General features: G+C 63.7%; 19 protein-coding genes. 12 read left to right on the plus strand and 7 right to left on the minus strand.

Going from position 1 to position 23484, the window contains the following annotated elements; translation table 11 throughout:
* Window positions 1-27: 27 nt before the first annotated feature.
* The gene (locus AB7813_RS00880; protein ID WP_439083626.1) at window positions 28-894 is read left to right on the plus strand and encodes a DUF2163 domain-containing protein; all 867 of its coding nucleotides are present in this window, start codon (window positions 28-30) and stop codon (window positions 892-894) included.
* Window positions 895-1019: 125 nt separating this feature from the next.
* On the opposite strand, the gene AB7813_RS00885 is transcribed toward AB7813_RS00880, so the two are convergent.
* Entirely contained in the window at window positions 1020-1781 is a 762-nt protein-coding gene (locus AB7813_RS00885) for an SDR family oxidoreductase (protein WP_439083625.1), read from the minus strand.
* Between the two features lie 34 nt (window positions 1782-1815).
* Window positions 1816-3048 carry an MFS transporter gene (locus AB7813_RS00890; protein WP_439083624.1) on the minus strand — a complete coding sequence of 411 codons (1233 nt, stop codon included), beginning with the start codon at window positions 3046-3048 and terminating at the stop codon, window positions 1816-1818.
* A 170-nt stretch (window positions 3049-3218) separates the two neighbouring features.
* Here AB7813_RS00890 and AB7813_RS00895 point away from each other — a divergent pair, with 170 nt between their 5' ends.
* Window positions 3219-4142, plus strand: coding sequence for a LysR substrate-binding domain-containing protein (locus tag AB7813_RS00895; protein WP_439083623.1), 924 nt, complete (start codon window positions 3219-3221; stop codon window positions 4140-4142).
* Between the two features lie 203 nt (window positions 4143-4345).
* Here the strand turns inward: AB7813_RS00895 and AB7813_RS00900 are convergent, their stop codons facing one another.
* The gene (locus tag AB7813_RS00900) at window positions 4346-4486 is read right to left on the minus strand and encodes a hypothetical protein (RefSeq protein WP_158550502.1); all 141 of its coding nucleotides are present in this window, start codon (window positions 4484-4486) and stop codon (window positions 4346-4348) included.
* 526 nt (window positions 4487-5012) lie between these two features.
* Here AB7813_RS00900 and AB7813_RS00905 point away from each other — a divergent pair.
* Window positions 5013-7574, plus strand: a complete 2562-nt coding sequence (locus AB7813_RS00905) for an autotransporter family protein (protein WP_441227871.1) — start codon at window positions 5013-5015, stop codon at window positions 7572-7574.
* 40 nt (window positions 7575-7614) lie between these two features.
* On the opposite strand, the gene AB7813_RS00910 is transcribed toward AB7813_RS00905, so the two are convergent.
* The 3 genes from AB7813_RS00910 to AB7813_RS00920 form a co-directional block, all read right to left on the minus strand.
* Complete coding sequence (locus AB7813_RS00910) at window positions 7615-8805, minus strand: helix-turn-helix transcriptional regulator (protein ID WP_439083621.1); 1191 nt, start codon at window positions 8803-8805, stop codon at window positions 7615-7617.
* A gap of 268 nt (window positions 8806-9073) precedes the next feature.
* Window positions 9074-9598: a DUF3455 domain-containing protein gene (locus AB7813_RS00915; protein ID WP_439089639.1), complete on the minus strand. Its 525-nt coding sequence runs from the start codon at window positions 9596-9598 to the stop codon at window positions 9074-9076.
* Window positions 9599-9617: 19 nt separating this feature from the next.
* A complete protein-coding gene (locus tag AB7813_RS00920) occupies window positions 9618-10040 on the minus strand; it encodes a GFA family protein (RefSeq protein WP_439083619.1) in 423 nt (140 codons plus the stop codon).
* Window positions 10041-10232: 192 nt separating this feature from the next.
* Here AB7813_RS00920 and AB7813_RS00925 point away from each other — a divergent pair, with 192 nt between their 5' ends.
* The 9 genes from AB7813_RS00925 (at window position 10233) to AB7813_RS00965 (ending at window position 21298) form a co-directional block, all read left to right on the plus strand.
* Window positions 10233-10673: an NlpC/P60 family protein gene (locus AB7813_RS00925; protein WP_439083618.1), complete on the plus strand. Its 441-nt coding sequence runs from the start codon at window positions 10233-10235 to the stop codon at window positions 10671-10673.
* On the plus strand, window positions 10673-14527 hold the full coding sequence (locus tag AB7813_RS00930; protein WP_441227872.1) for a baseplate multidomain protein megatron: 3855 nt from the start codon (window positions 10673-10675) through the stop codon (window positions 14525-14527). Before AB7813_RS00925 ends, AB7813_RS00930 begins: the two co-directional genes overlap by 1 nt.
* 101 nt (window positions 14528-14628) lie before the next feature.
* A complete protein-coding gene (locus tag AB7813_RS00935; protein WP_439083616.1) occupies window positions 14629-15699 on the plus strand; it encodes a DUF2793 domain-containing protein in 1071 nt (356 codons plus the stop codon).
* A gap of 43 nt (window positions 15700-15742) precedes the next feature.
* On the plus strand, window positions 15743-16519 hold the full coding sequence (locus AB7813_RS00940) for a glycoside hydrolase family 19 protein (protein ID WP_439063557.1): 777 nt from the start codon (window positions 15743-15745) through the stop codon (window positions 16517-16519).
* A gap of 2 nt (window positions 16520-16521) precedes the next feature.
* On the plus strand, window positions 16522-17109 hold the full coding sequence (locus AB7813_RS00945; RefSeq protein WP_439063558.1) for a 3TM-type holin: 588 nt from the start codon (window positions 16522-16524) through the stop codon (window positions 17107-17109).
* A 76-nt stretch (window positions 17110-17185) separates the two neighbouring features.
* Window positions 17186-17851: a response regulator transcription factor gene (locus AB7813_RS00950; protein ID WP_089267078.1), complete on the plus strand. Its 666-nt coding sequence runs from the start codon at window positions 17186-17188 to the stop codon at window positions 17849-17851.
* 22 nt (window positions 17852-17873) lie between these two features.
* A complete protein-coding gene (locus AB7813_RS00955; protein ID WP_439063559.1) occupies window positions 17874-19250 on the plus strand; it encodes a sensor histidine kinase in 1377 nt (458 codons plus the stop codon).
* Window positions 19251-19348: 98 nt separating this feature from the next.
* Window positions 19349-19819 (plus strand): RT0821/Lpp0805 family surface protein, encoded by a 471-nt coding sequence (locus tag AB7813_RS00960; RefSeq protein ID WP_439063560.1) that lies wholly within the window; start codon window positions 19349-19351, stop codon window positions 19817-19819.
* 99 nt (window positions 19820-19918) lie between these two features.
* Window positions 19919-21298: a hypothetical protein gene (locus AB7813_RS00965; protein ID WP_439063561.1), complete on the plus strand. Its 1380-nt coding sequence runs from the start codon at window positions 19919-19921 to the stop codon at window positions 21296-21298.
* Window positions 21299-21357: 59 nt separating this feature from the next.
* Here the strand turns inward: AB7813_RS00965 and AB7813_RS00970 are convergent, their stop codons facing one another.
* Window positions 21358-23433, minus strand: coding sequence for a 2Fe-2S iron-sulfur cluster-binding protein (locus AB7813_RS00970; protein ID WP_439083615.1), 2076 nt, complete (start codon window positions 23431-23433; stop codon window positions 21358-21360).
* Between the last annotated feature and the right edge of the window lie 51 nt (window positions 23434-23484).

Raw genomic sequence — 23484 nt, forward strand, 5'->3', positions numbered from 1 at the left:
GCAACGACGACGTTTCAGGATTCAACCATGCGCAGCATCCCGCCAGCACTTCAGGCCAAACTGGATTCCGGCGTCACCACACTGGCGCAGGTCTGGAAATTGACGCGGCGCGATGGCGTCGTTGCGGGTTTCACCGATCACGACTGCGATCTCGTCATCGGCGGCGTCACCTATCGCGCCGGCACCGGGCTCGCAGCGTCGGAAGCGACGAGCCGTTTTGACCTGTCGGCGGATGGCGGCGATATCGCCGGTGCGCTGGACGACGATATCCTCACCGACGCGGATCTCGCGGCGGGGCGCTACGATGCCGCGCAGGTGGAGACCTGGCTGGTGGACTGGAGCGAGACCTCGCTGCGCGTGTTGACGGCACGCGGTACGCTGGGGGAGGTGAAGCGTGAAGGCAACGCATTCATCGCCGAATTGCGCGGGCTTGCGGCGCTGCTGTCGCAGGAGAGTGGGCGGCTTTATACGGCGCGATGCGGCGCGGATCTCGGCGATGGCAAATGCCGCATCAATCTCGCAGGCTGGCAAGGCACTGGTGCGGTCCAGGCGCTCGAAGGCGTGTCGATGTTTTCCGCGAGTGGCCTCGGCGCGTTTGCCGATGATCTGTTCACCGCAGGGCGCCTGACATGGACGAGCGGCGGCAATGCCGGGCTCGCCATGGAAGTGAAGCAGCATCGCGTCACGCCGGGCCATGTGCGGCTGTCGCTGTGGCAAGCCATGGCGGAGCCGATCGCAGCCGGCGATGCATTCACCGTCACGGCCGGCTGCGACAAGACGCTGGCGACCTGCCGCGATCGTTTCGGCAATGTCGATAATTTCCGCGGCTTTCCCGATATCCCCGGCAACGATTTCGTCATGAGTTACCCGACGCCGGGGACGGGTGGGGGATGAGTGGGTTAGCGAGTGGCCGATATGCGCGAGCTCACCGCACATGTCGCCTGCAGTCATCCCGGAGGAAGTTTTCGATTTCGATCAGGAGCGCATTTCGGGCAGGGCCCGGCGCCGTACATTGTTGCTCACTTGCCGCCAGTGACATCGAGGAACGTGCCGGTGACGAAGGACGCCTCGGCGCTTGCCAGCCACAGGATCGCCCGCGCAACTTCTTCAGGCTGACCGCCTCTACCCATCGGGATCGAGTCCTTGACGCGGTCCACTCGTCCCGGCTCTCCGCCGCTGGCATGCATGTCAGTGTAGATGTGCCCCGGGCGAATGCAGTTGACGCGTATCCCATCCCGCGCGACTTCCTTGGCGAAGCCGGTCGTGAATGTCTCGACGGCGCCCTTCGACGCAGCGTAGTCGACATATTCGCCGGGGCTGCCGAGCCGGGCCGAAGCCGACGAGATGTTGATCACGGAACCGCCCCGCCCGTTGTGGCGATACGACATCCGCTTCGCGGCTTGCTGTGCGCAAAGGATAGGACCGATCGCGTTGACCGCGAAGATGCGCTGCATCCGCTCGAATCCGAGATCCTCCAGCCGGGACTGCCGCGCGAGCATCGCGGCGTTGTTGACCAGCACGTCGATCCGGCCGAACTTTCGGTCGATCGCGGCGAATAATTGAGCGACCTGCTCTGGATCTGCGCTATCTGCGCGGACCGTCAAAGCCCGGCGCCCTGCAGCTTCCACATCAGCCGCCACCGCAAGGGCGGCAGACTCGTTGGAGACGAAGCTGATCGCCACGTCGTAACCTTGCGTGGCAGCAAGCCGCGCAGTCGCGGCGCCTACGCCGCGACTTCCACCCGTTATCAGAATGAGCGGCGTCTGCGGGACTGTATCCATCTAACGAACCTTCATGTGATGGTGAAATAATAATCTAGGGCTGTCCGGATGAGTGCGATGCCAAATTGATTTCGACGTCATCGCTCAGATGTCTTGAGAGTGGGATCATGAACGGGCAGATCGCCAGCGCCGTCATTGCGGTCGCGGCCGTTGCCATTGCAGGTCCGAACGCGTCGCCCAGAAAACCATAGAGAACCGGGGCACCGGCACCCGCGCCGATGGTGCCGGTATAAAACAGGGCGAAGGCACGCGCAGTGCGATGGGGCGGGGTCAGTTCGGGGACCGTTCCATACAGCACCGATGACGTGCCGTTGAGCATCACCCCCAGCGCCGGCAGAATCACCATGACCGGGATGAGTGGCAGGACCAAAACACCGAGGATCAGAAGCGCAGTGGCAGCCTCGGTGAAGAGAACGGTGCGCCGGGTGCCGATCCTGTCGCCAAGCCAGCCGCAAGCGAACTTGCCGGCGGCTCCGCCGACGAAGAGAAGTGCCAGAGCAAAACCGCTGGTGGGAAGCGAGGCTCCTTTTGCAATCAGGAGAAATGGCAGAAAGGTGAGAAAGCCCATTCTGACGGCGCTATCGAGCATTCCGATCGCCAGGAGCCAATAGAATCCGCCCCGACTTCGACCGGTCTTGCTGGATCGTTCCTTCGCATCTGCTGCATGCCCCATGCCCACGGCCGGCATCCACACTGCCATGGCGACAGACACGGCGATGCCGGCGATAGCGAGCGCAAATACGGCATGGCGCCAGGCGATGGTGACAAGCAGCAGAGACATCAGCGCCGGGATGGCCGCCTTTCCGAGATCGCCTGTGAAATTGTAGATGCCGAGCGGCCTGCGCGCAGCGCGCCCATAAGCCCGTGAAACGGCGGCGGACGCCAGAGGGTGTTGTGTGCTCGAGCCTGCGCCTGCCAATGCGAGCGCAAAGCTCAGTCCGATGATGCCACCGGAGATGCCCGCGAGAGCGTAGCCCAACGCCGATAGCGCCGTGCCGCAGCAGAGAATGAGTTTGGCATCGATCCGCTCTGCCAGATGCCCTGCCGGAATCTGCAGACATGCCATGGTGCCGGAATAAAGACCGCGAAAGATCGCAAGGACGCTATAGCTCAGCGCAAATTCGGTCTGCCAGATCGGCAGCAATACATAGATCGCGTCCGTGAAGCCGTCGTGCAAAGCGTGGTTGAGCCCGGTCAGCGCAAGCGTTCGCGCGGCGCGCGTCCGGTTTGCAGGAGCCATAGTGGTCGTGGTCTCGTGGTGGGTCATGTGCTGTTTCTTGGGTCTTCCGGCGCACGCACTGCAATCGCAGAAAATCTGAAGGTTGGTGCGCCAGAGCTGGTGTCTGGCGTGCAAAGCGCTGCTAAAGTCACTCTGAACTAGACTTCAGACTGTCACAAATCAGTAATACTCAGATCATGGGTTAGAAATTCTCAAGTATGTCCACCTTTGTCCCGCGCCGTAGTCTGCCGCCGCTGAATGCGGTCCGCGCCTTCGAAGCCGCCGCCCGCCTCGGCAGTCTGAAGGAGGCGGCCGTTGAACTCAGCGTGACCCACGGCGCCGTCAGTCAGCAGATCCGGCTACTGGAAGACTGGCTCGGTGCTCCGGCGCTGTTTCGGCGTTCGGTGCGCCGGGTCGTGCTGACGCCTGCCGGCGCAGCGCTGCTCACCGAATTCGGACCGGCGCTCGATCGTATTTCGGCTGCCGTGCAGCAGCATCGAACCAGACGGCATGACGCGCCATCCATCGTGCTGCATGTGAACGCCCTCGCAACTTTCAGTCTGCGATGGCTGTTGCGACGCATGGGCGCTTTTCGTGCAGAGCATCCCGACATCGAGGTACGCTTGAGCACGTCGAACGAGACGATCGACGCTCTGGCAGAGCCGTTCGATGTCGTGATCAGAGGTGGCCCGGACGCTTTTCCCGGTTACACCTCGCGTTTCCTGTTCGGGGAGCGGCGGCTGCCGGTGTGTAGTCCGACCATCCTGGATCGGGCGCCGCTGACCGATATCCGCGATCTGTCGCACCATACGCTGCTTCACGTCTCCTCGATGGCGCGGCTGTGGCGGGACTGGCTGGCTGAGGCCGGAGAGCCCGCCCTTCGCCCAGAGGCATCCCTGACCTTCGATCATTTCTATCTGACCATACAGGCAGCGATCGACGGACTCGGCGTGGCGATGGGTCCGACCGCACTGGTCGCCGATGATCTCGCGGCCGGGCGATTGATAACGCCGTTTCCGGACATCAGTCTCTCGGCGCGAAGCTACTTCGCTTATCTGCCGGAAGCGCGAAGGACCGATCCACATATCGCCGTGTTCTGCGACTGGCTCGAGCAACAAGGCCGCGATCTCGTCCGGAGCTAGCGTCGATAACACCGTCGCTTCCATGAACCGCTGGGGCAAGGCGCGAGCGGCGACGCCGATCAGGGTACTCGTCGGTCGCTCTCCGGCCCCGAACAGCTTCCTGGTGTATCGGCAATGTCGATAATGTCCGCGGCTTCCCCGATATTTCCGGCAACGACTTCGTCATGAGTGACCCGATGCAGGGGACGGGTGGATGATTGCGATCAATCCGTCCCCTGCAGCGTGACGGATGGCGTGTGGGTCGCATGTGATGCGACGGCATCGATTCGTTGCAGGGCGATGGTGTGAACGATCACGAAGCACGCGATCGCGGCGGCGTAGAGCAGACGTTCGAGTAATGCCATCGATGGTCCATCCGAATGAGAGACGCGCTTGTCGTGGCTCATCATCGATGGAGCAGTGATATCAAGCGTCCTACGAACGACCGATACGCGTTCACATTCGTCTGTTGCGTGCGTTGCCACGTTCCGACGCGAGAGACATCGAACGAGCGCACGCACTGATAGATCGAGCTTGCGATGCGCCAACCGGATTCGATCTCGAAAGATTTTGTTAAGCGTCTTTCGTTGCGCAAACGGCACAGGCCGCGCGTTTGTTCAGCGTGAACACGCTTCGATTATTGTCCGATTGTTGCGGCTCATCTAGCTTCGCAAGTGTCCTTCGCGGACTGCACGACAACAAACATCCGCATCCTCGAACGGTGTGGATTCGATCGAAGTGGAATAACGCATGCACGAATGCATCGGATTTGCGACGATCGGACGACAGTCGGATGACACACGCTACAAAAGCCCGGATCGCACCCGGCGATCTCGATCCAGCAGCGCCCGAACGCGATTGCTTCGCTTGCTTTTGGCGAGTGCCTCGGCGATGGCGCTCACGGTTCTCTCTGCCGGATCGGCCGCGGCTCAAGTCAACTGGACCGGAAGCACAAACAACGACTGGATGGTCGGGAGCAACTGGCAGGGCGGCGCGGTCCCCGTCGGCGTTGCCGTCAACATCGGCGCGACGTCGCCAAACCCGACGGTGCTCGGTGTCGGCGGCGCGGCGGCCGGAACGACCGGCAACATCTCCGTCGGTGTGATCGGCGGGACGGGCAATCTGACCATTCAGAACGGCAGCACGCTGACCAGCACCGGCGCCAACGTGCGGCTCGGACAAGGGGGCGGAAGCAACGGCATAGTGACTGTCACCGGGCCTGGATCGCAATGGCTGGTTACCAACGGACAACTTGTTCTTGGCTTTTTGGGAAGTGGCACGCTCAACATTGAAAATGGGGCGAAAGTATCCGTATCAGCAGCCTTCAACACGAGGGTAGGCGGCGGTACCGGGTCTTCCGGCATGCTCAACATCAATGGCGGCTCCACGCTGGAGACCAACGTCCTGACCGGCAGCGGCGTTGGCGCCTCGCAGGTCAATTTCGACAACGGCATTCTCCAGGCACGAGCCAATCAAGCGACCTTCATCACCGGATTTTCGGGCACAGAGCTTAGCATCCTCGCGGGCGGGCTGACGATCGACACAGGCGCGTTCACGGTCGGCACAGATGCGGCATCCGCCCTCACAGGTGTCGGTGGATTGACCAAGATCGGCATCGGCACTCTGAACCTGGCTGCCAGCAACACTTATGCCGGCCAGACCGTGATCCAGGCAGGCACCCTTGCGTTGACCGGCGCGGGTGACATCAGCAGTTCGAGTCGTGTCGTCGCGAACGGGACGTTCGATGTCACGGGTATCACTGCGGCTAGCACAAATATCCAGAGCCTGGCAGGAAGCGGGGCCGTCGCGCTCGGCGCCAAGAACCTGACCATCACCAATGCCAACGACCTGTTCTCCGGTATCATCTCCGGCACCGGTGGGCTGACGGTCAGCGGCGGCAAGCAGACCCTTTCAGGCGTGAACACCTATACCGGTGGCACTACGGTGAGCGGCGGCACGCTCAGCGTCAACGGCAGCGTCTGCGGCGCCATGACTGTGCTCGCCGGCGGCACGCTGCAAGGCACCGGCACGGTCTGCGACACGTCGAACGCGGGTATCTTGGCGCCCGGCAATTCCATCGGAACGCTCACCGTCGCCGGCAACTACACCGGCAATGGCGGAACGCTGCAGATCGAATCCGTGCTCGGTGGCGATGCCTCGCCGACCGATCGGCTTGTCGTCACCGGCAACACCGCGGGCAGCACCAATGTGCGGGTGATCAATCTCGGCGGCGGCGGCGCGCAGACCGTCGAAGGCATCAAGATCGTCGATGTCGGCGGCGCGTCGAACGGCGCGTTCTCGCTGCTCGGCGATTATGTGATCCAGGGCCAGCAGGCGGTGGTCGGCGGCGCCTACGCCTATACGCTGCAGAAGAACGGCGTCAGCACGCCGACCGACGGCGACTGGTATTTGCGCTCCAGTCTGATCAATCCTCCGCCGGCTGCTCCGGCTGGTCCCCTCTATCAGCCCGGCGTTCCGCTTTACGAAAACTATGCGCAGGTGCTGCTCGGCATGAACGAACTGCCGACCATGCAGCAGCGCGTCGGCAATCGCTATTGGGGCGGCAGCGATGCCATGGCGCGCGCCGGTGTCGCACTGGCGCCAGGCGAGGCGTCGCCGACGCCCACGGCGTTCTGGGGCCGCATCGAAGGCGGCCAATCCAATTTGCAGCCCTCCGCCACCACAGGCTCGACCTATAAGACCGACCAGTTGAAAGTGCAGGCCGGCCTCGACGGTCTCCTGATGGAGAATGAGCGCGGAAGGCTGATCGTCGGTCTCACCGGGCAATATGGCCTGACAACCGCCAATATCGCATCGGCCTTCGGCAATGGCCGGATCCGCGTCGAAGGTTCGGGTGTCGGCGGCACGCTGACATGGTTCGGCGACAACGGCTTCTATGTCGACGGCCAGGCGCAATCGATGTTCTACCGCAGCGATCTCTCCTCGGTCCTGGCCGGCAGCATGACCCACGGCAACGAAGGGGTGGGCTATGCTTTCAGCGCTGAAACCGGCAAGCGGTTCTTTGTCGGCAACGGCTGGTCGCTGACGCCGCAGGCGCAGCTGTCCTATTCGAAGGCCGAGTTCGATCGCTTCACCGATCGGTTCGGCGCCCCGGTGTCGCTGCGCGACGGCGACAGCCTGCTCGGCCGCGCCGGACTTGCGCTCAATCACCAGAAGACCTGGAACGACGGCGCAGGCATCGTGCGCTCGGATATCTACGGCATCGGCAACCTGCGCTACGAGTTCCTCGACGGCACCCGTGTCGATGTCGCCGGCACCGGCTTCGCCAGCGCGCAAGACCGGCTGTGGGGCAGCATCGGCGGCGGCGGCACCTGTAGCTGGGCCAACGGCCGCTACGCTGTGTTCGGCGAGGTCTCCTATAGCGCGAGCCTTGAGGACGCGGCGGCGAACCGCAGCTACAAGGGCACTGGCGGCTTCCGCATCGTCTGGTGAGCGACGAGATACGACATACTCGCGGCAAATTATCTGGCGTCTACCCGATCACGCGCGTCGCATAGCCGGCGAACAGCTTGACCAGATCCGCCTGCCGCCGGGTTCCGGTTTTGTAGAACAGGCGGCTGAGATGCGTCTTGATCGTCGTTTCGGCGACGCCGAGCGCTGCAGCGACCTCCGGCACGCCGCCGACCTGGACGATCGCCAGCAGCACGCGAAGCTCCGACGGTGTGAGCTGGAATGTCTTGCCGATGAGTTCGGGCGGCGAGGTGGCGTCGATATCCGCCTTGCGCACGAACAAAGCCGCCGTGGCCGAATAGACCAGACCGGCCTGTCGCCGTGCTCCCGATGTCAGCGGCAGGAGATGCGCGACGTATCGTTCGCCAGTGCTGCCGACGAGCGGCATGGCGATTCCGCGGGTACCGAGCGCGCTGTCGCCTTCACCGGCGACGGCGAGGGCGTCCCGCAAGGCGCGATCGGCCTGGCTGTCGCGAGCACTGAGGCGGCCGGAGGAGGCGCGCAGGACGTCCGCCGTATCGAGCATGGCATGGCCGGCAAAGTTGGCATGAACGATGCGCGCAGCCGAATCGACGAGGAACAGGCCGACGCTCAGCCCGTCCAGCGTATCCGCCAGCGTCGCGGCCTCGGCGGCTTTCAGATCGAACATGCGTCCGATCATCACGGCGCGGCGGATATGCGGCGCGATCAGTCGCATACGGTGACGTGCGCGCTCATCCGCGACGCCGTCACGCTCATGCCGGAACACGCCGAACATGGCGACATTGGTGATGGACTTGTCGAGCACCGAATTGATGCAATCCGCCAGTCCCTGCGGCTGCACCCATTCCTTGTAGAAGCGGGTCTGCTTGAACTCCGCGTAAGGCAGGATGTCCTCGATCCCGATCGGTTCATCGATCTCCGCGAAGAACTGCACGGTCGTGGTGGGATCGAGCGCAACATATTTGTCGAAATAGGAGCTTTGATAGTCCGCGGAAATGCCGACCACGTGGAGAATATGCCCCGACGGCATGGCTGCATTCTTGGTATAGAGGCTGGCGCCGACGCCGCCGACGAATTGCATCGCGCGCTCGATCGCATTCGTCCAGGACGACGAGTCGAGGACGGTGTCGTAGATGCAGCCGATCAAGTCGCTGAGCTGTTCTGCGCCTTCTGCGAGATCAGGCGATGCGAGCCGGGCGGCCATCGGCCAGAGCGGAGTCACTGACGTCATTTGCAACGATCTCTCGGGAAGGTGAGCATGCACCTTTGCATGCGTGCCTATGCCGGCACGCCGACGATGCGTGATTGGAAAGCTATGTGGTTCCGGCGGCGATGTCGTTGCCGAACGCGCAGAAGATGTGTTTCAGCATGCGAAATATTTTCCGGATGATGCGCGGAATAAATCGAAAATCGCGGACGTGCGTCGATCGGTCTTTGATAGCAAAATGACGGCGCTTGCGGCGCCGTCATTCGAACCAAATTCAACTGATACGGAACACTCAATCCTTACGCAGGAATACGTAGTCCGCCGAATAGGGGACGCTGAGAAACTGGCCGGCATCATCGCATGAACCGGCGGCAACACCGCCTTTCGTGTTGATGCGCTGGATCACGTCGACCATCGCGAACTTGCCGTCGCCATGCCGGTCAGTCACCGTCAATTTGAGCCACGGGATATCGCTCGCGGTTTTACCTGGTGCGCGGCCAACCGCTTTGCCGCCCAGCGTGCTGCCATCGGTGAGTTGCCAATGCGGGCCCGCATAGTGGCGGCCGACGGTGAGTCCGTTGGACAGCAGCGTGGCGATCGGCTCGCGGAAGCTCCAGGAGAGCTTGCCGTCGGAGGCCGCCATGCACTCATACACCTGCGCGCCCTCCGCGTGATAGATCGCGACGATCGTGGCATCCGGCTCGGCAATTTCGGACGGCACCTGAGCTGCGACCGGATGCGTCAACGCGGCGAGGGCGGCGATGAGCGCCGCCCCGAACAGTCTGCACTTCACTTTGCAAGTCATGTGATCGTTCATGGGACCTCGCGCGTGATGTCTATTCAGCGACGGCCTCGCCGGAGCCGCCGAGCTCCGCCGGAAAGTCCTTCAACTTCGGCAGGCCGTCCTTCATCGGCAGTACGGTCTCGGCATAATTGACGTGGACACCGGGTTCGAAGCGGAGTGTCGGGATGGTCGCCGCAAAGACATCGACCAGGCCGAACGTCGGATGATTGGTCAGCAGGTGCCCACCACATTTGCTACAATACTGGCGCTGGCTGAGCGGTGTCTTCTGGAAGCTTGCAACATGCTTGGCGCCCGCGGTGATCCGCACGGCGTTCGGCTTCCACAGGCTGAAGGCATTGACCGGACCGCCGGACCACGAACGGCATGAACTGCAGTGGCAATAGCCCATCGCTTCCGGGGCACCATCCACTTCCAGTTCGACTGCGCCGCAGAAGCACTTTCCAACATGTGTCATTGCTCTCGTTTCCTCTTGCTTGTGCATCGTGCCTCGCTGCGAAGCGGGCGCGCCGGGCATGCTGCTAGCAGCGGCGCGCGAGGCGAAGCGTCATTCGATCGAATGAGAGCCGATCACAAGATGTGTCGTCGCAAAATGCGGTCAGACAGTGACGTGGCGCGCAGTGCAGTTATGGATTGCGGGACAGACAACATGATCGAAAGGCTCACGCGCGCCGCCATTGTCAGCGAGGCGCGCGACTGGATTGGTACGCGCTATCACCATCAGGCTTCGGTGAAGCATGTCGGATGCGACTGCCTCGGCCTCGTGCGCGGCGTCTGGCGTCATTGCATTGGCGATGAGCCGGAAACACCGCCCCCTTATGCACCGGACTGGGCCGAGGCGCGGGCTGAGGAGGCGCTGGCGCAGGCGGCGTTGCGGCATCTCGTGCCCATCGGAATCGATGCGTTTGGATGTGGCGACGTCCTGCTGTTTCGCTGGCGCGACGGTTACGTGGCCAAGCATGCAGCGATTGCGAGCGGCGAGGGCACGATGATCCATGCTCATGATGGTGCTGCCGTCTGCGAGGTCGCCCTGACACCCTGGTGGCATCGTCGTCTGGCCTATGCGTTTCGCTTTCCCGGAGTGAGCTGATGTCGCAACTGGTTCTCTCGACAGCCGGCGGCGCCATCGGTGGGATGTTCGGCCCCATCGGTGCAATCGCGGGCCAGCTCGCCGGTGCGGCGCTTGGCGGTGCGATCGATAGCGCGCTGTTCGGCTCAAACGATCAGGCCACAAGCGGGCCGCAACTGGCCGATCTCGATGTGATGGCGTCAACCGAAGGGGCGCCGATCCCGCGCATCTATGGCCGCGCGCGGCTGAGCGGCCAGGTTATCTGGGCGACGCCGCTGGAGGAGGTCGCAACATCGGAGACGGTGCCGACCGGCGGCGGCAAGGGCCTGGGCGGCGGGCCGACCACAACGACGACCACTTATAGTTACTTCGCGAATTTCGCGGTGGGTCTTTGCGACGGCGTGATCGGCCGCGTCGGGCGGATCTGGGCTGACGGCAAGCCGCTCGATCTCGAGGGTATCAATTTTCGCGTCTATCGGGGCACCGAAGACCAGATGCCGGACGGGTTGATCGTCGCGAAGGAGGGCGCGGGTAACGCGCCGGCCTATCGCGGGCTGGCTTATGTCGTGTTCGAGCGCTTGCCGCTGGCGAATTTCGGCAACCGGATTCCGCAACTGTCCTTCGAGATCATCCGGCCGATCGGCCTGCTCGAAGCGATGGTGCGCGCGGTGACGCTGATCCCCGGCACCACCGAGTTTGGTTATGAGCCGTCCACGGTGGTGCAGCTGCTCGGCCCCGGACAATCCGCGCCGGAGAACCGCCATAACGGCTCGGCGCGCTCCGATGTGGTGGCGGCGCTGGACGATCTGCAGGGCCTGTGCCCGAACCTGCAGCGCGTCGCCATTGTCGTGGCGTGGTTCGGTTCTGATCTGCGCGCCGACTACTGCGTGGTGCGGCCGGGCATCGACAACCCCGCCAAGACGACCAGTCCGCTGACGTGGTCGGTGGCTGGCGTCACGCGCCCCTCCGCCTATGTGGTGTCGCAAATCGACGGACGTGCGGCATTCGGCGGGACGCCGTCGGATGACAGCGTCGTGCATCTGATCGGCGAGCTGAGAGCGCGCGGGCTGAAGATCACGTTCTATCCGTTCGTGATGATGGATGTGCCTGATGGCAACGGCCTGCCAGATCCGTGGAGCGGGGCGGGTGCGCAACCGGCCTATCCCTGGCGCGGCCGCATCACCTGCGATCCTGCACCGGAACGACCGGGCTCGCCCGACGGCACTGCAACCGCGGGCGCGCAGATCGACAACTTCTTCGCCGGAGGTGTCTGGAACTATCGCCATATGGTGCTGCATTATGCGCAGCTCGTATCGCTTGCCGGCGGCGTCGATGGCTTTCTGATCGGCTCGGAACTGCTGGGGCTGACGCGCGTGCGTTCGGCGCCCGGCGTCTATCCCGCTGTCGCTCAACTGATTGCGCTCGCAACCGACGTGAAGGCGATCGTCGGTGGCGGCACGGCCGTGACCTATGGCGCGGACTGGACGGAATACGGCGCGCATGTCGCAACCAGTGATGCGTCGGAGATCCGTTTTCCGCTCGACCCGCTCTGGGCCTCGGCCGCCATCGATGCGGTCGGGATCGATTACTATGCGCCTCTGTCCGACTGGCGCGATGAAGCCGATCATCTCGATCGTGATCTCTCCGACACGATCTATGATCGCGCCTATCTGCGCGCCAATGTGGCGGGCGGCGAGGCCTATGACTGGTACTATCCGGATGATAACGCGCGCGACGCGCAGGCGCGCGTCGCGATATCAGATGGTCTCGGCAAGCCGTGGGTCCATCGCGTCAAGGATCTCTGGAATTGGTGGGGCAATGCCCATCACGAGCGCGTCGCCCACGCGGAACTCGGCAGTCCGACCGTATGGGTCCCGCGCAGCAAGCCGATCTGGCTGACGGAGGTCGGCTGTCCCGCCGTCGACAAGGGCGCCAACCAGCCGAGCGTGTTTCCCGATCCGAAGTCGTCGGAGAACTTTGCGCCGTATTTCTCCAGCGGCGCCCGCGACGACCTGATGCAGCGGCGTCATCTGGAAGCATTGATCTCGGCCTTCGATCCGGCCTTCGGCGCCAGCGATGCCGAGAATCCGGTGTCGCCGGTTTATGGCGGGCGGATGATCGATGTATCGGTCATTCACGTCTGGACCTGGGATTCGCGGCCTTATCCGATCTTTCCGGCCGCCGATGACATCTGGGGCGACGGCGCCAACTGGCATACCGGCCACTGGCTGAACGGCCGGCTCGGCGGCGCGCCGCTGGATGCGCTGATCGACAGGCTTGCTGTTGATGCCGGCGTAACGGGGGTCGATGCATCGGCGCTGTTAGGCGGCTGCGATGGTTATGTCGTGGACCGGCCAATGGCGCCGCGGGCGATGATCGAGCCGCTGTCGGTGGCCTATGCCTTCGACGCGACGGCGGGGGATGGCACGTTGCGCTTCATCCCGCGCGGCGGGCTGCCGGTGGCGGAATTCACCGAAGACGATCTGGTGGCGCCGGATGACGGCGCGCTGGCGCGGCTGGTCCGCGCGCAGGAGACCGAATTGCCCCGTCAGGTCAGCATCGGCTTCAGCGATGCGCTGACGGATTATCGGCGCTCGGCAGTCACATCGCGCAAACTCACCGGCGGCGCCAGCCGGATGCTGCATGCGGACCTTGCCGTCATCACCAGCGATACGGCAGCGACGCAGCGCGCCGAGGTCTGGTTGCAGGATCTGTGGGCGGGGCGCGAGCGCGCGGAGTTCGCCGTGGGTATGAGCGCGCTCGCGCTGGCGCCGGGCGACGTGATCGCGCTGACGCTCAACGAAGGGCGACGGCTGTTCGAGATCAGCGGGCTCGTCGATACGCAGGCGCGGCAGGTGACGGCGCGCAGTATCGATCCCGACGTGTTTGCCGTGCCGCTGCTGGCGCCCGAGATCAAGCTGCCGCCGGTGCCGGCGGCGCTCGGGCCGGTACAGGCACTCGCGCTGAATCTGCCTGTCATCGATGGCGCCAATGCCGATGTGCTGACGCGGCTCGCTGTCTTCGCCAATCCGTGGCCGGGCTCGGTGGTGATCTGGCAATCGAAGGACGGTGCGAGTTTCCAGGTGGCCGCGGTGGCGGCAACACCTGCGGTCATTGGCGAGACGCTGGATGCGCTGCCGGCGGGGCCGACAGCACGCTGGGACAATGCCAGCACATGCCACGTGAAGCTCCATGGCGGCGCGCTGGCGTCATTGTCTGACGCGCGGGTGCTCGGCGGCAGCAATTCCGCAGCCGTGCGGAATCCGGATGGCGATTGGGAGATCATCCAGTTCGCCAATGCCGAACTGGTCGAGGCCAACACCTACAAGCTGTCGCGGCTGCTGCGCGGGCAGGCGGGGTCGGAATCCGCGATGGCAGCGCTATTGCCGGTTGGTGCGCCGTTCGTGGTGCTCGACAGAAGCCTGGTACCGATCGCACGAGGAATCGACGCACTCGAACGACCATTGTCGCTGCGCGTCGTCGGCAATGGTCGCAGCCATGACGATGCCTCGGCCGTCGCGCTGACGCTGACGCCCGATCGCAGCGCGCTGCTGGCGCTCGCGCCCGTGCATGTAAAAGCCGTGCGCAAGCCCGATGGCATCCAGATCTCATGGATCAGGCGCACGCGTCTCGATGGCGATGGCTGGAATGCCGAAGTGCCCCTTGGCGAAGACGGCGAGGCGTACCGGCTCGAGATTCTCTCAGGTAGCACTGTCGTCCGCAGTATCGCCTGCACCACATCGCAGGCGCTCTATGCAGTGGCCGACGAAGTCGCCGATTTCGGCGCGCCGCAGCCGAGCCTGCATCTGCGCGTCGCGCAGCTCTCCGGCACCGTCGGCGCCGGGCATGCGACCGAGGGTATAATTTCATTGTGATCGTCATTGCGAGGAGCATAGCGACGAAGCAATCCAGCTCTTGGTTTTCTGGATTGCTTCGCTGCGCTCGCAATGACGGCTGAGAGCGCGAGACAGTAGACATGACCGACACGCCGAATCTCAAGCTGCCCTTCATCGATGGCGGGCAGGCGCAGAAACACGTCACCCATAACGAGGCGCTGCGCATTCTCGACGCGGCGATCCAGATCTCGGTACTCGATGTGACGCGGACAGCTCCGCCGGCGTCGCCGGCCGAGGGCGCACGGCATATCGTGGCGGCCGGGGCGTCAGGGGCCTGGAGCGGCCATGCGCTGGCCATCGCCACATGGCAGGACGGCGCCTGGGCTTTTCTTGTCCCGAAAGCCGGCTGGTGCGTCTGGTCGATCGCCGATGACGTGATGATGGTGTTCGACGGCGCGCTGTGGCGCGATCTGCGCAATCTTGCGCTCGACAATATCGACCATCTCGGCGTCAACACAGCGGCCGACAGCAGCAACCGCTTCAGCGTCAAGTCCGATGCCGTGCTGCTGTCGCATGACGATGTAACACCCGGCAGCGGCGACCTGCGGGTGACGTTCAACAAGCTGAATGCAACGAAGGATGTCGGCTTCACATTGCAGTCGAACTATTCACCGCGCGCCCTGATCGGCTTGCTGGGCAGCGACGATCTCTCGATCAAGGTCTCCGCCGATGGCGTGACCTATCGGACCGCGCTGGTAGTCGACAAGACGAGCGGGCAGGTCAGTTTCGAGCAGTCCCCGAAATTTCTCGCTTATTTGAACTTCGACAAATATTGCGCGGCGAACACCTTCACCAAGGTTCAGTTCAACAATACGGGGCATAACGACCAGAGCGTTTTCGATCCCGCGACCAACCAGTTCGTCGCACCGGTCGCCGGCATCTATGCGCTCGGCTTCCGCGTGATGTTCAAGGCCAATGCGGCGGTGCCAACCACGCTGACGGCGGCCATGTACAAGAACGGCGTCGAGCTGCTCGACGACACGCGCGTGCAGACGTCGTCGGCGCTCATCAGCAACCGGACGATGCTGAGCGGCCATGCGCTGCTCAAGCTCGCCGCCGGCGATGCCATTTCGGTCTGGGCCGCGATGGAGACCAACGACGGCTATATCGCCGCCGCGCAGAACGGCTTCTACGGCCACCGCATCGCCTAGTTGCGCGAAGGCGAGGATCTCGCTCTCTTACAGGATCATCATCATGAAGCTCGATGAAACAACCTTGCGGCGTCTCTGGCCGCAGGGCGATAGCCGCGTGCCCGGATTGCTGTCGGGTATGGTGCAATCGTCCGAGGCTGTGTTTGCGCGTTACAGCATCGCCACGCCTTTGCTCGCCGCGCATGTAATGGCGCAGATATCACACGAATGCGGAGCAGGGCGCGACGTCGTCGAGAACATGAACTACAGCGCCGGGCGCATGATGCAGGTCTGGCCGTCGCGGTTTCCCACCATGGCGAGTGCCGCACCTTATGCCGGCAATCCGCGGGCGCTCGCCAACAAGGTCTATAACGGCCGCATGGGCAATGCCGTCGGTTCCGACGACGGCTGGAATTTCCGCGGCCGGGGCGGATCGCAGACGACGGGCCGCGAAGGTTATGAGCGGGTCAGGAAGGCCACGGGGATCGATGTGGTCAAGCATCCCGACTACCTGATCGATCCGCGTTACTTCCTCACTTGCGCTGTGTCGGATTTCATCAATTGCGGCTGCCTGCCATTTGCTGGATACGACGATGTCGTTGGCGTTACCCGGCGGCTCAATGGCGGCACCGTGGGGCTCGCCGAGCGGAAGGCGTGGCTGGCGAAATGGAAGACTGCGCTGCGCGATGTGTCGCTGGCGACCGCGCCGTCCGTGGGGCTACCGCCCGTGATCGCATCGCCGCCGCTGGTGCCCGAACTGCCGGCAGCCAAACCCACCAATAAGCCTACCAATCTTTCCGCTTTCATTGCCGCGCTTGTCGCGGCCTTCCGGAGGACATGACCATGGACTGGGGTGACCTTGCCAAACAGGTGATTGCGCTGGGCGCGCCGATGCTGGGGACGGCATTGGGCGGTCCGCTCGGTGGTGTGGCCGGCGAAATCCTCGCCAAGGCGGTGGGCTCGGTGACGCTGACACCGGCGGCGGTGCAGGCGGCGCTCCCCGCGGCCGATCCGGCCAGGCTGGCTGAAGCCGAGGCGCATTGGGCTGACATGATCCGCGCCGAGGCGGAGACTCAGCGCGCGGCGATCAGCGAAACCCAGACCACGATCCGCGCCGAGATCGCCAGCGACGATCCGCTGCAGCGCTGGTGGCGGCCGGCCTACGCGCTGGAATTGACGGTAGAATGCGCCGCGCTCTGGTGTGTGCTGATGCACGAATTCTGGACCGGGGACATCCAGACCATCAACGCGCTGGTCAACGCCACAGCGCTCCTGGTGACCTATTGGGGGTTCCGGTTCGGCGTGCTAGGCGTCTATATCAGCGGCCGCACCCGCGAAAAGGTCAGTGCACTGACCGGGCAGGATTCGCCCGGCATGGTCGAAAAGCTGGTCAAGGCGGTTCTGGTCAAAGACGGTGTGAAGAAAAAGTAAGGTTGGCGGCCGTCGCCATTCATGGAGTGTTCACGCGTCCGGGCATCAATTCGGATTGTGAACGCGGAGAAGTCATTTGCGCCTGCTTGTTGTCGAAGATGATCCCGATCTCAACCGTCAGCTCACCACGGCGCTGACCGATGCCGGCTATGTCGTCGATCGCGCCTTCGATGGCGAGGAGGGGCACTTCCTCGGCGACAGCGAGCCCTATGACGCCGTGGTGCTCGATATCGGCCTGCCGAAGATGGACGGCATTTCGGTGCTGGAAGCCTGGCGCCGCAACAACCGCATCATGCCGGTCTTGATCCTCACCGCGCGCGACCGCTGGAGCGACAAGGTGCAGGGCTTCGATGCCGGCGCCGACGATTACGTCGCTAAACCGTTCCACCTCGAAGAGGTGCTGGCCCGCATCCGCGCGCTATTGCGCCGCTCCACCGGCCACGCCCAGTCCGAACTCACTTGCGGACCCGTGTCGCTGGATACCCGCACCGGCCGCGTCAGCGTTTCCGGCAATCCGATCAAGATGACATCACACGAATACCGGCTGCTGTCCTATCTGATGCACCATACCGGCCGCGTGATCTCGCGCACCGAACTGGTCGAGCATCTCTACGATCAGGATTTCGATCGTGACAGCAACACCATCGAGGTGTTCGTCGGCCGTATCCGCAAGAAGCTCGACGTCGATATCATCCAGACCGTGCGCGGCCTCGGCTATCTGCTCACGCCGCCGCAGCCGTGATCATCTCCGGGATCATGCGCTGATGCGCAACAGCTCGCTCGCAACGCGGCTGTTTCTGTCGGCGACGGCCTGGGTGGTGGTCATCCTCTTGATCACCGGCATCGTCCTGTCCTCGGTCTATCGCAGCGCCACCGAGCGCGCCTTCGATCGCCGCCTCAATCTCTATCTCCGCACCCTGGTGGCGGAAGTCGCCAATCCGCCGGACGCGCCCGATCACGACACGCCGTCGCTCGGTGAGCCGTTGTTCGAACTGCCGCTGTCGGGCTGGTACTGGGAAATCGCGCCCACCGAAGGCGCGAAGACCGAGATGCGGGCCTCGCGCTCGCTGTGGGACAAGAAGCTGCCCAAGCTCGAAGACCAGGGCGTCGAGCTCACGGCGTCGGGGATCCGCCAGGGCTATGTGGATGGGCCGGAAGAGCAGCGCCTGCGCATGGTGGAGCGTCCCGTCGATCTCGGCGCCGACGGCAAATTCCGCATCAGCGTTGCCGGCGACGCCACCGAGATTTTCGAGGAAACCCGCACCTTCGACTATTATCTTGGCGGCACATTCGCTGCCCTCTCGATCGTGCTCGTGCTCACCACGATCTTCCAGGTCCGCTTCGGCCTCGCGCCGCTGAAGCGCATGTCGGATGCCATTGCCGATATCCGGTCCGGCCGTGCCGAGCGGCTGGAGGGCACATTCCCTGTCGAGATCTCACCTCTGGCGGGCGAGATGAACGCGCTGCTTGATGCCAACCGCGCCATCGTTGAACGCGCGCGCACCCATGTTGGCAATCTCGCCCACGCGATCAAGACGCCACTGTCGGTCATCGTCAACGAGGCGAACAGCCGTGGCATCGACCCCTTTGCGAGCAAGGTGCTGGAGCAGGCCGATGTGATGCGCGATCAGGTGACGCATCATCTCGAGCGTGCGCGGATCGCTGCGCGTGTCACCATCGTCGGCACCGTCACCGATGTCGCGCCGGCGCTGGAGGCGCTGTGCCGGACAATGCAGAAGATTCACCGGGACCGCGGCATCACCATCGACCTTGAGGCCGATGCCGCGGCGAAATTCCGTGGCGAAAAACAGGACATCGAGGAGATGGTCGGTAACCTCGTCGACAACGCCTGCAAATGGGCGGACTCCCATGTCACCATCGGCGTGCAGGTCGAGCGCACCGGCGGTGCCGATCCGGCGTCGAAGCTGCGGATCATCGTCGATGACGACGGGCGCGGGTTGTCCGATACCGAGCGCGCCCAGGTCGCGCGCCGCGGCCAGCGGCTCGACGAGACCAAGCCGGGGTCAGGTCTGGGTCTGTCCATCGTGGTCGATCTGGCCGCGCTCTATGGCGGTAGCCTGACGCTCGGCAAGGCGCCGATCGGCGGGCTGCGGGCCGAACTGGTGTTGCCGGGTGTCTGAGTTCCGGCCATGTTGCGCCCCGTTGTCGCCCGAATTATCCCGTTCGTAACGTCTTTGACGTTTCCTGTGTTCCGGTTTGCGTTCGGGGTCTGCGGTCCATGGTCAAGTTCAACGCCTTCTGTGTTGCCGCCGTCGCGCTGACGCTGGGTGGTTGCGACGTGACGACGTCGGACGGCGGGTTGGGCCTCGGCACCGATACGATCGCCCGGGCCTACAGCAGCACCAAGTCGGCCGTTGGCCTGTCCGAGGAAAACGCAGCGGCGGCTGTGACCAATGCCGCCTTTGGCGGGCTGATCGGCGCCAAACTCGGCGCCCAGCTCAACGACGAGGACCGCCGGCTGGCCTACGAGGCCCAGATCGCCGCCCTCGACCGCGGTGCACCCGGCGCGCCGGTGCCCTGGCGCAACGCCACGTCGGGACGCTATGGCAACATTGTTGCTGGCCCGGCCTATAACCAGAAAGGCCGGGAATGCCGCGGCTTTTCCCACACGGTCACCGTCAATGGTGACCTCAAGACCGCCCGCGGTACCGCCTGCCGCAGCCCTGAAGGCACCTGGGCGGCGGCCTGATCCCGGTTCCTCAACGCCTTCTTAACGGGGCGCCTGCTACAAAAATCGGTGGCGATTTTCGGTTGTAGATCGACCGGAAAGCACGGATTCCTAGGCTGCATGAACAAAACCTCGATCGATCGCTTGCGGGAGTATTTGGCGCAACTGCCCGAGCAGTCGCAGATGCTGCTGATGCGCGAATATGAGCGCGCGATCGAGCGCGGCGAAGACGTCGTGGTCGCCAATTTCGTACTCGACCTGCTGCGCGGCGTGGTTCGCGGCCACGAGAATGCGGTGCGCCCGCGCGTCGAGGATCCGACCCGGCTGGTTTTCAAATCGCTCGAGCCGTTCCTTGTCGAAGGTGTGGGCAATGTCCGGCCCGGACAAATCCGGCGCGCCTCGCTGCTGCCGATCTGGCAGTGGCTGGAGCGCGACGCCGCGGACGCCGTGCGCGAGTTCGAGGCGGCCGTCACCGTATCGCCCGAGCCGGGCGCTTCGGACATCGAGCGCGCCGTCAAGAAATTCCAGCAGGCGGCAGCAGCCGCCATTACCACTGCCACATCGGGCAATCGCGGCGCGGCCCGCATCGGGCCGACCCATGCGGTCGAGGACCTGCCGTCCATCGGCGCGGTGCTGAAGGCGCGCGAGCAACTCGACGGCTTTGCGGGCAAGCTGCCGAGCGTGCTGCGCAGCTTCGGCGATAGCCAGATCGCCTCGGTGAACAGCGCGCTGAACGTGCCGACACTGACCACGCCGCAGGTGCTGCCTTTCGCACTCTCGCTGGTGATGCAGCGGCTGGCGGCGCCATGGCAGATCATTCGTCTGGCGGTGAAGATCGCGGCCTCGGACGATGAAATCCGCGTGGCCGCCACGCCCTATGGTGTCGCCGTGACCATGGCGCTGTCCGATCTCAATCGCGTCGCGGCCGAACTGCGCTCCGATATCAGGCGCGGCAAGTTCGACAGCGCCCCCGAACATCTCAAGATCGCCCATGACGGCGTGCGCGGCCTGCGCACCGAACTCGACATGCGCAACGATTCCACTTGGGGCCGCCAGATGGCGTCGATCCGGGTGGAGATTTCCTCGACGCTGCAGTCGGAGATCGAGAGCGTGCCGGGCAGGGTGCGACGTCTGCTGCGCCAGCGCCCTGACAAGGATATTGCCGCGACGGCGACGATCGATTTCGCCGAGGTCGAGGAGACCGTGGCGCTGATCAATTTCGTCGCGGTGTGCCGGACCTATGCCAGCGAACTCGCCATCAACGAGGTGACGCTGCGGACCTATTCCGACCTGCAGCAATATGTCGAGAAGTCCACGGAGTCGCTGGTGCAGTCGCTGCGCGCCGGCGATGCCCGCGTCCGTAGCTACCGGCAGATGCAGGCCAAGGCCGCGATCCGCTTCTGCCAGGTGTTGTTCGGCCAGGAATACGCCTCGCTGATGAGCCGCGCCGCCGAACAGGCCATGGTCGTGGTCGAGCGCAAGCCGAAGCGGGCCGGCTAGGCCAGGCGATGCGAAATGGCTCGTCGGCGATGTGACATCCGCATCGCCTCATCCCGAGATCAGAGCGCCAATTGAATGCGATTGGCTTCGTTGCCGTTCTGTGCGGCCGGAACGGCACAGCAGATCAGGACTTCATCGTCGGCCACCGCAGCGGCTGGTTCTTTGACGTAGGTCACCGCTCCCGCCAGAAGCTTCGTTCGGCAGGTGCCGCAATGTCCTTCCCGACAACTGAAATCGGGGCTCAGGCCTCGGGATTCGGCGAGGTCGAGCAACGATCCCGACTCTGGTGTCCAGCGCGCTTCCTTCAATGACTCTGTGAACACGACATGCACCGATGTCGACGACGATGGCTGGCGCGCCGGCGCTGTCGCCGGGCTGTCGACGGTTCGTACCAGTGACGCGGGGCCGAATGTCTCGGCGTGGATACGGTTGTCAGCGATGTTCAGTGCACGAAGACCGTCATAGATCGACTGCATGAATCCGGAAGGTCCGCAGAGATAGTAATCGTAGTCGCCGACCGGCATGAACCGTGAAAGCAGGGCCATGTCGATACGCCCCGCAGTGTCGTAGTCGGGACCTTCTTCGGCATCCGTGATATCGCCGAGAACGCGGATAATGCGGACTGCGTCTCCAGCGGAGGCCGCAAGTTCGTCCAATTCGTTGCCGAAGGGGCGCTCGTTCTTCGAACGGGCTGCCTGAAAAAGCACGGTCGGTCGAATCTTGAGCGTCCGCAGCCCTTCGTAAATCACATGCCGCAGCATCGCGAGCATCGGCGTGATGCCGATGCCGCCCGCCAGAAGCACCGCTGGCCGCGCCTCAGCGGCATCGATGGTGAATTCACCGGCGGGCGCGCTTGCTTCGATCACGTCGCCAATATTGATGCCGTCGTGTAGCCGCTGCGACACCAGTCCATCGCGTTTGACGCTGATGCGGTAGACGTGATCCGAAGGCGCGACCGACAGCGTATAGGTTCGGATGGTGGTCTTCTCCGCTCTGTCAATGGGCAGTCTGATCGGGAGATACTGTCCGGCGCGATGAGGGAGGAGGCCGGCGCCGTCAGTCGGCTCGAGATGAAACGACCTGACCGTTGCGCTCTCATCGACGATGTTGATGACCTTGAACGGCCGCCATTTGGTCGCAAGTTCTGCAGCCCGCAGACGACCGGCTGCCTGCTCCCAACTGCCTGTCATGAGTGTGCTCGGAGCCCATCCGTCCGGCCGGGACGACCAGCGCAGGGACAGGGCACCGCGCCGAAGAACGACGCGCCGCGCGTTGAATTGCCAAAGGCGCTCGGCGCCCTGGAAGGCGGCGATCTCCGGGGCGTCCAGCACGACCCGGGCGTCACCGGTCATCTGCAGCACGTCGCCGGTCTCGAAATCGACAAACAAGAGTCCGGCTTTGCCGTTGATGAGGATGTTGCCCAGCGTCGCGAAAAAGAGATTGCCTGCGAAATCCGGGATTGTGAGCGTACCGTCGTCGGCAACGCGAACGAAACCGGGATTGCCGCCGCGGCTCGAGACGTCGACCTGTCGACGGGATTCTCGCTCGACATAGGACGCGACAAAGAACATGTCGGCGGCTTCGACCATGCGGCGTGCCGTTGCGTCGATTTCGGCTTTCTCTTCGATATTTCCCGTAAACAGTTTGCGTGGATCGCGGACGAACTCATAATCGCGGAGCTGGATGTAGCGCGGGCAATTGCCGAAACTTTGATCGACGTCGAAATGGATCGCGTTGTGGTCCGATGGTCCGATGACGCCGTTGACGCGATTCCGGCGGCGCGTGTGAAGTTCGATGCCGAGCAGGCCGATTGCATCGCCCTCGTGTATCCCTTCGCTGGCGGGATCGCTTGGCTCCCTGACGACATCGATATCGAGCGATTGCGCTGTTGGCGATGAGATGAAGCTAGGCTTGCCGGTGACAAATGTGGCCCATGCGTCACCTGCGCCGTCGACGCTGCCGAGCGCGATAAAGGGGATCTGGGCGTAGAAATCCCGGTGTTGCGCCGGCATGTAGTCGCGCACGATGCGCTTGCCGAGCTCATCCATGTGAGTCGAAACGCCGACCTTTTCCTGAATCGCCTTCTCGCCGGCGTGCCAGATGTCCAGTTTTGATAGCGACATAATATCGGTCATCGGTCCGCTCTCGTTGGCGGTGTCGGGCGTATGCCTGGATACGCCCGACAC

The organism is Tardiphaga sp. 20_F10_N6_6 (assembly GCF_052076045.1).
Classification (GTDB): Bacteria; Pseudomonadota; Alphaproteobacteria; order Rhizobiales; family Xanthobacteraceae; genus Tardiphaga; species Tardiphaga robiniae.